Source organism: Flavobacterium sp. (assembly GCF_035292545.1).
Taxonomy (GTDB): Bacteria; Bacteroidota; Bacteroidia; order Flavobacteriales; family Flavobacteriaceae; genus Flavobacterium.
In genome coordinates this window covers 13,698-26,496 of sequence record NZ_DATDPV010000069.1, presented here as the reverse complement: position 1 = coordinate 26,496, position 12,799 = coordinate 13,698, and the positions used below count along the sequence as shown (strand labels likewise).

10 protein-coding genes and 1 riboswitch are annotated in these 12,799 nt (G+C 36.4%); of the genes, 1 reads left to right on the top strand and 9 read right to left on the bottom strand.

All coding sequences use genetic code 11. The features are described from left to right. Nucleotides 1-53: 53 nt before the first annotated feature. Both VI621_RS11765 and VI621_RS11760 read right to left on the bottom strand, forming a co-directional pair. On the bottom strand, nt 54-1,706 hold the full coding sequence (locus tag VI621_RS11765) for a hypothetical protein (protein ID WP_324218589.1): 1,653 nt from the start codon (nt 1,704-1,706) through the stop codon (nt 54-56). A 53-nt stretch (nt 1,707-1,759) separates the two neighbouring features. Continuing rightward, entirely contained in the window at nt 1,760-2,842 is a 1,083-nt protein-coding gene (locus VI621_RS11760) for a bifunctional 3-deoxy-7-phosphoheptulonate synthase/chorismate mutase type II (protein ID WP_324218588.1), read from the bottom strand. 282 nt (nt 2,843-3,124) lie between these two features. Between VI621_RS11760 and gldA the strand changes: the two genes are divergently transcribed. Further along, nucleotides 3,125-4,024, top strand: a complete 900-nt coding sequence (gene gldA, locus VI621_RS11755) for a gliding motility-associated ABC transporter ATP-binding subunit GldA (RefSeq protein ID WP_324218587.1) — start codon at nt 3,125-3,127, stop codon at nt 4,022-4,024. A gap of 16 nt (nt 4,025-4,040) precedes the next feature. Here gldA and VI621_RS11750 read toward each other — a convergent pair whose 3' ends face one another. The 7 genes from VI621_RS11750 to VI621_RS11720 form a co-directional block, all read right to left on the bottom strand. Continuing rightward, the gene (locus VI621_RS11750; protein ID WP_324218586.1) at nt 4,041-4,778 is read right to left on the bottom strand and encodes a head GIN domain-containing protein; all 738 of its coding nucleotides are present in this window, start codon (nt 4,776-4,778) and stop codon (nt 4,041-4,043) included. A gap of 9 nt (nt 4,779-4,787) precedes the next feature. Continuing rightward, the gene (locus VI621_RS11745; protein ID WP_324218585.1) at nt 4,788-5,882 is read right to left on the bottom strand and encodes an acyloxyacyl hydrolase; all 1,095 of its coding nucleotides are present in this window, start codon (nt 5,880-5,882) and stop codon (nt 4,788-4,790) included. A gap of 33 nt (nt 5,883-5,915) precedes the next feature. Then, nucleotides 5,916-6,872: a methylenetetrahydrofolate reductase [NAD(P)H] gene (gene metF, locus VI621_RS11740; RefSeq protein ID WP_324218584.1), complete on the bottom strand. Its 957-nt coding sequence runs from the start codon at nt 6,870-6,872 to the stop codon at nt 5,916-5,918. A gap of 63 nt (nt 6,873-6,935) precedes the next feature. Further along, nucleotides 6,936-9,617 (bottom strand): methionine synthase, encoded by a 2,682-nt coding sequence (gene metH / locus VI621_RS11735; RefSeq protein WP_324218583.1) that lies wholly within the window; start codon nt 9,615-9,617, stop codon nt 6,936-6,938. Nucleotides 9,618-9,627: 10 nt separating this feature from the next. After that, nucleotides 9,628-10,674, bottom strand: coding sequence for a homocysteine S-methyltransferase family protein (locus VI621_RS11730; protein ID WP_324218582.1), 1,047 nt, complete (start codon nt 10,672-10,674; stop codon nt 9,628-9,630). A gap of 205 nt (nt 10,675-10,879) precedes the next feature. Next, nucleotides 10,880-10,982, bottom strand: a riboswitch (SAM riboswitch). A 135-nt stretch (nt 10,983-11,117) separates the two neighbouring features. After that, nucleotides 11,118-12,308: a trans-sulfuration enzyme family protein gene (locus VI621_RS11725; protein WP_324218581.1), complete on the bottom strand. Its 1,191-nt coding sequence runs from the start codon at nt 12,306-12,308 to the stop codon at nt 11,118-11,120. A gap of 43 nt (nt 12,309-12,351) precedes the next feature. After that, nucleotides 12,352-12,789, bottom strand: a complete 438-nt coding sequence (locus VI621_RS11720) for an OsmC family protein (RefSeq protein ID WP_324218580.1) — start codon at nt 12,787-12,789, stop codon at nt 12,352-12,354. Nucleotides 12,790-12,799 lie beyond the last annotated feature (10 nt).

The window sequence follows — 12,799 nt, the reverse complement described above, 5'->3', positions numbered from 1 at the left end:
TTTTTTTATTTAAAAAAAAAGGTTGCTTTTTTAAAGCAACCTTTTGAACTATACTATAATATAATCATCCTTCCTAGTTTGTCCTGAGATTTTCTCGAAGCATAAATTAGAAACTCATTTTGATTTTTTCTGTAAAAAATTCCTGGTCTAATAACCAATTCATTTTTAATTGCCTCTTCAGGATCTTTTCTTGTGATTTGACCTTTATCATCAAAAACAAAAAGTGTTGGAACGGCATTATTGTAATTTCCTAATGCTTTAATTTGCTCAATATCAGTTATTCCTTTGTTTTTCTTGTTGTCATTAAATAAGATGTTCAATTGCCCATCTTTATAAATTGGAATGGCACTCAAATATTCAGGGCCTTTACCCATAACACCCAACGAAAATGAAAATCCAACTGCAACATTAAAATTACCTCCGCCCGCAAGCGCAAAAATATTAAGTGATGCCTCAGTTACGGTTGCTGATTGTTCTTTTGCAACAACGTTACACCATTCTAATTCACCGTCAGGTTTTAAAGTTGTTACAATTATTTCATTTGTTGTATACGTAATAGGAGTCAATCCTAATGGACCTATACCTTGCGTTTGTCCAACATAAATAAATCTAAGTTCAGACAATACAATTAGACCGCCGTCATTTTTTTCAATAATAGTGTGGATTTGGTATAAAGGTTTTAAATCTTTTCCTTTTCCGGCTCTTCTTTCTCCTAATAATTTAACCTTTGTCGCATAATCAAACTCATTGAATTTTAAGTTTTCGGTTGCATTATTTGCTAGATTAATAGTAGCATTATAAATGCCTTTTAATTCTCTATTTGCTCTTCCGCTTTCTCTAACACTGGAATAAAAACCGACTAATTTTACCGTGTTTTTACTTGTAGAAATCATTTTGCAGTTGATAATTTCTTTATCAATTACATCAATCTTAACTACATCTTTTTTGTAGCTATTATCTTTCTTAAAAATATGAAGTTCAAATTTCTCTACTTTTTCTTTCTTCTTTTTATCTCTATATCCTTCGTTTACCACTAAAAACACATCATCTTTATAATTAATATCAAAATCCGATATTGTAAATTGGTAATCTTTTTTATTATCATCATACGAAACTTTATCCTCAGTAGAAAAAGTTGTTTTCATTGAGTCATCAAATAATTTAATCTCATATTTCATGGCATCTTCTTTTTCAAACAAAGCTGTATGCATGACCAATAACACTTGTTCGTCTGGAGATGTTTTAAAATAAAAACCGCCTCTGTCTGAACTTCTGGCTACTTGAGATTCAAACATTGTTGTCATTTCATTGCTAAGTTTTCCGTCTTCGGAAAATGCAATTCCAACCAATGTAAAAACTTTATCTTTTCTGTGGTAAACACTTCCGATGATGTATAATCTATTGTTTAATATAACAATATCTTCAAATTTTACGTCTTTGTCTTTTACTTCAGGCAAAACAATAGGAATGTTCGAAATCAATTTCATTGCTTTTGATTCGAAAATCTTCAAGAAATAATCATTTTTCCCTTTTAAACCAAGTGCATAGATTTTATTATTTGCTTCGCCAATAATTTTAATTATTTTTCCTTTTTCCTCAGTAATTTCATCACCATAGGACATTGAAATATTTTCTATTTTATATTGTGCCTGGACATTAAAACCACATAACAATGTAGCTACAAACAATAGTAAAGATTTTCTCATAAATTTATATGTTTTAAAATTTCGACGAAAATACGAAATTTCTCAAAAAAATGTTAATTATTTATTACTTTTTCCTGATGAGCAATACTTTCCTGATGTATGGCCTTAAATAACTTCAAAATAAATTCTTCGCTTAAACCTTTTTCTTCTCCTTCAAGAATCATTTTACCCAATATTTCATTCCAACGCTTATTTTGCAAAACGGCAACATTTTTTTCTTTTTTGAGAGCTCCAATTTTATTGGAAATTTTCATTCTTCTGCCTAAAATTTCAACCAATTTGGTATCATAATCATCAATTTCAATACGCAATCGGGAAAGTTTTTGATTATAATCCGCCTCATCTACACTTTCTTTTCTGATACGTAAATCTTCAAAAATTTGTTTCAATGCTTTTGGTGTCACTTGTTGCGCGGCATCGCTCCAAGCATGGTCAGGGTCAGTATGTGTTTCTATCATCAAACCATCATAATTCAAATCCAGGGCCTGTTGCGACACTTCCAAAATCATATCGCGTTTCCCGGTTATGTGTGAAGGATCGCAAATTAACGGTAAATCCGGAAATCGGTTTTGCAGTTCAATCGCAATTTGCCATTCGGGAATATTTCTGTATTTTGTTTTTTCGTAGGTTGAGAAACCCCTGTGAATAACGCCTAATTTTTTAATTCCGGCATTATACAAACGTTCCACTCCGCCAATCCAAAGCGATAAATCGGGATTTACTGGATTTTTGACCAACACAATTTTATCGGTGTTTTGTAATGCATCTGCAATTTCCTGAACGGCAAACGGGTTTACGGTGGTACGAGCTCCGATCCATAACACGTCGATATCATGTTCGAGAGCGAGTTTCACGTGAGTAGCATTGGCAACTTCAACCCCCATTAATAATCCGGTTTCTGCTTTTGCTTTTTGCAACCATTTTAAACCAATGGCTCCAACACCCTCAAATCCGCCCGGACGGGTTCTTGGTTTCCAAATCCCAGCCCTGAAAATACTCACATCCGAATCTTTTAATTCGTGTGCAATTTTCAAAACCTGATCTTCCGTTTCAGCGCTGCAAGGCCCGGCAATCACTAAGGGATGAGACAATTTGAAGTCATCCAACCAAGTGCGCATATCTTTACTATTTTCCATAGTTGTAATTTGTTACAAAATTAAGTTTTTTACTCTTTAGTTTAGAGCAAAAAAAATCCTGATATGACATCAGGATTGTATATTCGTTTACTTATTTTAATTTCAATTAAATAACGACACGACAATCCGTTTTGCTTTCCCAAGCAAACCAAAGTGAATTGTTCCAAGAATTTTGTGAATTGAATGTCATTACTGCAAATATAAAAATAGTATTTGGAATTCGTGTTTTTACATTCACAATTCAATCATATATTTTGTTACTTTTGCTACAAATCACGAATTATGTCAATCGAAGTCAAAAACATATCCAAAAGTTACGGTGCTCAAAAAGCATTAGACAATATTTCTTTTTCTGTAAACAAAGGAGAAATCGTGGGTTTTCTTGGTCCAAATGGTGCCGGAAAATCGACTTTGATGAAGATTTTAACTACTTATATCAATGCTGATGAAGGTTCGGCTTCGGTAAATAGTTTTGATGTGAATTCGCAACAAAAATCAGTTCAGCGGTCTGTTGGGTATTTGCCGGAGCACAATCCGTTGTATTTGGATTTGTATGTTCGGGAATATTTGGCTTTTAATGCCGATGTTTATAAAGTGGAAAAATCCCGCATTGATGAAGTGATAGAATTGACGGGCTTAACTTCTGAAAGTCATAAAAAAATCGGACAATTATCTAAAGGATATCGTCAGCGTGTGGGTTTAGCCAATGCTTTGTTACACAATCCTGACGTGTTAATTCTGGATGAACCGACTACGGGTTTAGATCCTAATCAGTTGGTAGAAATCAGAAATGTCATTAGGAATGTGGGTAAAGACAAAACGGTTTTTCTTTCGACACATATTATGCAGGAAGTGGAAGCCATTTGCGATAGAGTCATTATCATCAATAACGGTAAAATTGTAACTGATAGAAAACTGGAAAACCTGATTTCTGCCGATAAAGAACAAGTGATTGAAGTGGAATTTGATTTTAAAATTGAAGAGCAACTTATTGCTAAAATACCGCATTTAAAATCCTATAAAAACGTACACGACATGCTTTGGGAATTGACTTTTTCTTCAGACAAAGACATGCGCCCGGCGGTTTTTGATTTTGCTCATGACAATGGTTTAAAAACCTTGCAACTGAATCAGAAAAATAAAAATCTGGAAACGCTTTTTAGAGAAATGACTAAAAAATAATTTTTAGATTCCTATTTTAATTATAGATTACATGCCCAGTATACAGTTGTTGCACATCAACAATTGGCGGTGTGTTTTTTAGAATGACATTTCCTGTACTGACCATTTTTCCCGTAATACTTTCGGTAGGTTTTACAACTAAGTCATTTGAACTGCGATGAAAAATATTAATAGATTTTGCAGTTAGGCTTCCCCCTTCAAAACGCCCGCTCCCATCATGGAAATAAAGTTGTAAATCGTTGGTTTGACCTGAAATATAATATCTTGCTATGTTGTTGCTTTCAACAACCGTTTGCTCGTTATTCACCTGAATATCAAAATCCCCCGTTCCGATACCATCGGTTAAATCCATGGAGAATAGTCGTAAAATCGGATAGCTTAAAATACCATTGGACGTGATCGTTCTTGCGGTTTTTGAATGCAATTCTATAATATTGGGAGCTGTAACATAGACTGTGGTTTGCCCATAATCGCGAACCAAGTTACAAGTGATATTGTCTTTCAGTGACAGTAAACTATCGGTTACTTTTACTTCAATTCCTTCCATTAAATTTTTGCCTGTTTTTACCTCAACTTTAAATTCAGGACCTTGAGTCACCACCAAACCAATTCCTTCGTAAACAATTATCTTATCGAAATTGGTCACGCTAAACTCTTTTGTAATGATATCTCCAGTAGATTCAATGCAATCACCAGGATTTGAACATCCTACCAAGAAAAACAAAAAACCGACTAATATTAAAATATTTTTCATCTGTAAAAATTATAATCTTACTCCAACTGCAAACTCTAAAGCTTCAGCCAAAAAACCGTGGGTTTTAATGGACAAACCTGTATATAATTTATCTCCAAAATAATATTTCATTCCTATTCTGTCATATACCGGAATATCATGTTTGTAAGGCTGATAAACATAATAACCCACTTGTGCTTCGAGTGAAATCTTATTTATGAATAATTCATAGCCTATAAAAACCCCTACTCTTTTATAATCGGTATTCGGATCTAAATTCAGCTGTGGATAAGCAACCGACTGATATTTGATAAAATCTTTGTAGAAATTAGACACAAAAACTTCCGTTCCAAGTTGAATAGCGCTTTTTCTATTCAATCTTTTGTCAGCATAAAACCCAATATGATAGAAAGCTCTTTGTCCGCTTCCAATTATTGGACTTTCATTAACTCCTGTCCGAAGAATAAAATTATATTTGACGGGCTGTGTAAATTTTATTTTTGCGGCAGCAGTATCAACAATTTTTTGCTGTAGTTTGTCAAAATTATAATTGACCCCAATGTTAATACTGTAGGTGTTTATTCCACTATTAGGGGATTTTACTCTTCCATTAGAAAAATGAGTGAAAACAAATCCAGCCTGAACACCCAAATTATCTATTATATTTTCCTCTTTATAATTTAATAAGAAATCGGTATTGGCCATGATTTTTGATCCAAATGCATTATTCTTACTATTGGTTTCTTTATCATAAGGATTTGTAGTAATGGCAATTCCCTCAGCTACTTTAAGCATCAATTTCCTATTTAAAAAATAGAAATTATAATGTGCCCCGATAGCGTAATTTTTTCCTAAAAATTCATTTTTAAAATCCTGACCTAAAAAATAAATCCCATAATCCGGGTAATTATAAACGGAATGCCATTCTTTTTCTCCATTTGTTTTTCTGGAAAAACTAACCATCACGCCTTCGGGATGACCAGTAATCAAATGAGAGATACCAGGAGAGTGCAACATCACATTTCCTGTAAAATAATTTACATCTACCGCATTTGAATTGTTCAATTCCTGCGCAGAAACAAATCCAAAAAATAACAATAAAATTCCCGAAAAATAAACTTTCATTGGCCAAATTAAAGTCGCAAATATATTCTTTTTTTAGAATATGGCTTTAGCTATTTGTTTTATGTTTTCGGATTTACCCATGGAGTAATAATGCAATACCGGAATTCCGGCTTTTACTAATTCTTTGCTCTGATTGATGCACCATTCGATTCCGATTTGTTTCACTGCTTCGGCGTCATGGGCGCGAACGACTTCCATAATCAAATCATCGGGCAAATCTACTTTGAAACGATGTGGAATTAGGTTTAACTGCTTTTTGGTAGCAATAGGTTTTAAGCCTGGAATGATTGGAATTGTTATGCCCTCTTTTCTACATTTTTGCACAAAATCAAAATATTTCTGATTGTCAAAAAACATTTGTGTGATAATATATTCGGCTCCGTTTTTTATTTTTTGCTTCAAAAAATGAATGTCGCTATCCAAACTTGGCGCTTCCATGTGTTTTTCGGGATAACCGGCAACACCAATGCAAAAATCGGTTTTACAGGAATTCTGCAAATCACAGTCTAAATAAATGCCATTATTCAGATTCGATATTTGCGAAACCAGTTCACTGGCATAATGATGGCCTTCTTTTTCGGGTTTGAAATAAATCTCGCTTTTAATTGCATCCCCTCGAAGCGCTACGACATTTTGAATCCCAAGAAAATCAATATCTATCAGAAAATTTTCGGTGTCTTCTTTGGTAAAACCGCCACACAAAATATGTGGAATCGCATCAACCTGGTATTTATTTTGGATAGCGGCACAAATTCCAACGGTTCCCGGGCGTTTTTTTACAACTTTTTTCTCCAATAATCCGCTTGGTAATTCCTTGAATTCAAATTCTTCACGGTGATAGGTTACATCAATAAATGGCGGATTAAATTCCATCAATGGGTCAATACTGTCAAAAATAGATTGGATATTTTGTCCTTTTAAAGGCGGTAATATTTCGAAAGAGAATAATGATTTCCCTTGCGCGTTTTCTATATGTTGGGTTACTTTCATGTTTTTTGTTTAAGGTTTAAAGTTTAAAGTTGTTTGAAACCACTTAAACTTTAAATAAATTTTTTAATCGGCAATGTTGGGATTGAGCCATTTCATTGCGATGGCGGTTGGAATATTTCTTCGTTTGGCATAATCAATGACCTGATCTTCTTTGATTTTTCCTAATCCAAAATACTTGCTTTGGGGATTCCCAAAATAATATCCTGACACCGAAGATGCCGGCCACATCGCCATGCTCTCCGTTAGTGTTACTCCAATTTCCTGTTCTACATTTAATAATTTCCAAATCGTAGGTTTTTCCAAATGATCGGGACAGGCCGGATACCCTGGCGCAGGACGAATCCCTTTGTATTCTTCTTCTATCAAATCCTGTTTGGACAGCGTTTCATCGGAAGCATAACCCCAGATTTCCTTTCTGATTTTTTCATGTAAATATTCAGCAAAAGCTTCCGCTAAACGATCTGCCAATGCTTTGACCATTATGGAATTATAATCATCTAAGTTTTTCTCGAATTCGGATGCCCATTCATCGACACCGAAACCGGTTGTGACACAAAAAGCGCCCATATAATCCGTTTTTCCGGTGTCTTTTGGGGCAATAAAATCGGATAAAGCCATATTGAAAGCGCCCTTTGTTTTTTGTGACTGTTGGCGTAAAGTCAAAAAGGTCTGCAGCTTTTTTCCGTTTTCATCCGAAAGTTCAATATCGTCATCATTAATTTGATTGGCCGGAAAAATACCGTAAATCCCCTTGGCAGATAGTTTGTTTTCTTTCAAAATTAGGTACAGCATTTCTTTCGCATCTTCAAAAACGGATTGCGCTTGTTCGCCCACCACCTCATCGGTTAAAATCGCCGGATATTTTCCGAACAATTCCCATGTTCTGAAGAATGGCGTCCAGTCGATATAAGGCACTAAAGTTTCAATATCGACTTCGATGGTTTTTGTTCCAATGAAATTGGGTTTTATTGGAGTGAAATTATCCCAGTCTAATTTTAGTTTATTGACTCTCGCCTGTTCAATGGTTAAGAAATTTTTATCTCGACTTCTATTTAAATACCCTTCTCTCAATTCGTCATATTCGGAACGTAAAATTTTAGAATAATCTAATTTAGTTTCCGAATTCAATAAATTTCCTGCAACTGTTACGGCACGGGAAGCATCGTTTACATGAACCACAGTTTCTCGATATTCGGGAGCAATTTTCACGGCAGTGTGAGCACGAGAAGTGGTGGCACCGCCAATCATTATTGGGATTTTTATATTGAGTTTATCTAATTCTTTGGCAAGATATACCATTTCATCCAATGATGGTGTGATTAACCCGCTTAATCCGATGACATCTACATTATGCTCTATCGCAGCTGCAATGATTTTTTCTGGAGCAACCATTACGCCCAAATCTATTATTTCGTAATTATTACAGCCCAAAACGACTGAAACAATATTTTTTCCAATATCATGAACGTCCCCTTTTACGGTTGCCATTAATATTTTTCCAGCTGAACTTGACTTGCCGTCTTTTTGAGCTTCAATAAATGGAAGTAAATACGCCACCGCTTTTTTCATTACTCTTGCAGATTTCACTACTTGAGGCAAAAACATTTTTCCGCTTCCAAATAAATCACCAACGACATTCATACCCGCCATCAAATTGATTTCGATGACTTCGATAGGTTTTGAAGCGGCTTGTCTGGCTTCTTCGATATCTAACTCTATAAATTCGTCAATTCCTTTTACTAAAGAATGCGTTAACCGTTCCTGGATTGTTCCCGAACGCCATTCCTGGATTGCTTTTTCGTTACTCTTGACATCGCCTTTTACATTTTCGGCGAAATCCAGCAATCTTTCGGTAGCATCTTCTCTCCTATTCAATAAAACATCTTCGACACGTTCCAATAAATCTTTTGGAATCTCATCATAGATTTCTAACATTTCCGGATTGACAATTCCCATCGTCATTCCATTTTGAATGGCATGGTATAAAAAAACGGAATGCATGGCTTCTCGAACTTTATCATTTCCCCTAAAAGAGAATGAAACATTACTTACGCCACCGCTAACATGTGCGTGAGGCAGATTTTCCCGAATCCATTTTGTGGCTCGGAAGAAATCAAGTGCATTTAGTTTATGCTCATCCATTCCCGTGGCAACGGGAAAAATATTGGGGTCGAAAATAATGTCTTCGGCCGGAAAGCCTACTTTATCAACCAATATATCATAGGAACGTTTGCAAATTTCGATGCGTCGTTCGTAGTTATCTGCTTGTCCTTTTTCATCGAATGCCATCACGATTACAGCGGCACCATAGCGTTTTACTAATTTAGCATGATGGATAAACGTTTCTTCGCCTTCTTTTAAAGAGATAGAATTGACCACACTTTTGCCTTGAGCGACTTTCAAACCGGCTTCGATGATTTCCCATTTGGAACTATCAATCATTACCGGAACTCGTGAAATATCCGGTTCGGAAGCTATTAAGTTTAGGAAAGTCGTCATCGCGTGAACGCCATCGAGCATGCCTTCATCCATATTGATATCGATGATTTGCGCTCCGCCTTCGACTTGATCACGGGCTACAGAAAGTGCTTCTTCGTAACGCTCTTCTTTTATTAAACGCAGAAATTTTCTAGAACCGGTTACATTGGTTCGTTCACCAACATTTACAAAATTGGTTTCCGGAGTAATGATTAAGGGTTCTAATCCTGATAATTTTAAATATTTTTTACAGTCTGAATCTGCCATTTTTGTTTTTTTAATCCTGTACGGTTTGGTTTGATATAGGAGATGCACTGCGGTGCATCTCTACGGTGGTAACGGAACGTGGTTTGAATTCTTTTGCAACTTCTGCAATTAATCGGATGTGGTCGGGATTGGTGCCGCAACAACCGCCGATGATATTGATTAAATTGTCTTTTAAATAATCTCTGATTAAGGCTTGCATTTCTTCCGGGGTTTGGTCGTATTGTCCGAATGCATTGGGCAATCCTGCATTGGGATGTGCCGAAACATTAAAGGAAGTGTTGTGTGCCAATTGTTTTAAATAAGGTTTTAACTGGTCGGCACCTAAAGCGCAATTGAAACCAACGCTCAATAATGGGATGTGCGAAATGGAAATCAGGAATGCTTCGACAGTTTGTCCTGACAAAGTTCTTCCGGATGCATCGGTAATGGTTCCTGAAACCATGATTGGAATATCGATATTTCTTTCTTCTTTTACTTCTTCGATGGCGAACAAGGCGGCTTTGGCATTGAGCGTGTCGAAAATGGTTTCCACTAACAGAATATCGCTACCGCCATCTAATAAGGCTTCTACTTGTTGCTTGTAGGCCATTCGTAAATCATCAAAAGTGACGGCGCGGTACCCTGGGTCGTTTACGTCGGGTGACATGCTTGCGGTCCGGTTCGTTGGCCCGATAGAACCGGCTACAAAACGGGGTTTATTGGGGTTTTTGGTGGTAAATTCGTCGGCTACTTCTCGGGCTATTCGTGCCGATTCATAGTTTAATTCGTAAACCAGTTCTTCGAGATGGTAATCTGCCATTCCGATGGTGGTGCCAGAGAAAGTATTGGTTTCTACAATATCGGCACCTGCTTCGAAATATTGGGCGTGAATATCGCGAATGGCTTGCGGCTGGGTTAGCGACAGCAAATCGTTATTGCCTTTTAGTGAATGTGGAAAATCCTTGAAACGCTGGCCGCGAAAATCTTCTTCGGAAAAATTGTAGCGTTGCAACATGGTTCCCATGGCTCCGTCGAGGATAAGGATTCGGTTTTTTATAGCTTCCTGAATTTTTGACATTTTTGTTTTTTAAAAAATTTTACAAAAGTTCAATACATTTATTTTTTAGCCCCGATGGCAGTGATATCCTTTTGTTCTGTGGTTCAGAACAAAAGATATAACGGACAGCGGGAATAGGATGGATAAAAATGCCCAAGCCATTTGCTTCAAAAAAATATCGATATGCTATCAGGAAAAGTAGAAGGAATACTGTGGAAGTATTCTGTCGTTATCTATCCAATTGCTTGGTAGAATGTAGCACCTTCTTTACGGATAAAGGGTTGCTAAGGCTTCATTGGGTCTAATCCCTCTGCCTTTCGTGATAACAAATCAGTGTGTGTATGAACACTGCAAATGTAATAATAAAAATTACATTATGAAATATTTTCTGTTTTTTGACTTATTTTGATAGTTTGCTAGATTTATATTCTAAAATAAGTCGTTTTTATAAATATTATTTCCGTTTAAACTACTTTTAAGGAATTATCCAAAGCCTGTTTTAAATCGTTAATGACATCATTTACGGTTTCCAAACCTACAGAAACGCGCACCAATCCATCGGTTATACTTACTGCCAATCGTTCTTCGACAGTTAATTTACTGTGAGTCGTTGAGGCGGGATGCGTGACTATGGTACGGGTGTCTCCCAAATTTGCCGACAGGGAACAGAGTTTGATTTGGTCTAAAAATTTTCGTCCGGTTTCGATTCCGCCTTTGATTTCGAAAGCGACTACGTTTCCGCCCAGACGCATTTGTTTTTTCGCGATTTCATATTGTGGATGCGATTTTAGAAAAGGATATTTTACGCGTTGCACATTGGGATGATTTTCTAAAAACTCGGCAACCTTCAGTGCATTTTCGCAATGCTTTTCTACTCTGACGGCTAATGTCTCGAGGCTTTTTGACAACACCCAGGCGTTGAAAGGCGATAATGAGGGCCCAGTATTTCTGGAAAACAGATAGATTTCGCGGATTAAATCTTCCCGTCCTACGGTTATTCCGCCGAGCACTCGTCCTTGACCGTCAATTAATTTGGTGGCGGAATGGATGACTAAATCGGCTCCGAATTGGATTGGATTTTGGATATATGGCGTAGCAAAACAGTTGTCGATGATTAAAATCAAGTTGTGTTTTTTGGCAATTTTACCTAAATATTCTAAATCTAAAATATCTACTGCAGGATTCGTTGGAGATTCGGCATACAGAATTTTGGTATTGGATTGGATATATTTTTCGATAGTTTCGGGTTCGTTAATATTGAAATACGAAGTTTGAATGTTCCATTTCGGGAAATACTTTGTAAACAACGTATGTGTAGAACCAAAAACACTGCTTGCCGAAACGATATGATCTCCCGAATTCAGTAAGGCCGCAAAGGTGGAATAGACTGCTGCCATTCCGGTGGCGAAGGCATAACCGGCTTGGGCTCCTTCCATTTGGCAGATTTTATCGACAAACTCATTCGTGTTTGGATTGCTGAAACGACTATAAATGTTCTTTTCTTTTTCTTCGGAGAAAGAAGCGCGCATATCTTCGGCATCTTCAAAAACAAAACTGGAGGTTAGGTATAATGGTACCGAATGCTCTTGATATTGTGATCGTTCTAATTGTGTTCGTATGGCTTGGGTTTCAAATCCAAATTGGGTTTCGTTCATGTTTTTTTGTTTAAAGTTTAAGGTTTAAAGTTATTGGAACTGCCTATTGGCTTGTGCCTACTTCTTTATTATTCAGAACTACTTTATAATTAATTTTTGCTGTTGGCTCCAATGTTTTGGAAACGGAACAATATTTTTCGAAGGAAAGTTGGGCCGCTTTTACGGCTTTTTCTTCGTTGATATTCCCTTCTAAAAAAATGGTTACCGTGATTTCTTTGAATGGCTTGGCGTCTTGTATTTGTTCCCGGATGCCCTCCACTTCCGCTTTATAGGAACTGATTTCCTGACGTTGTTTTTTGAGTATCGAAATGACATCTATGGCGCTACATCCGGCAACTCCCATGAGTAGCAATTCCATTGGACTTGACGCTAAATCATTGCCTCCAAATTCGGTTCTGCTGTCTAATTCGACAATGTGACCTCTTTCGTTTTTTAATTGAAAATGATAATTTTCGTTGATTCTGTTTAATGTTATTTTCATGTTGTTTGTT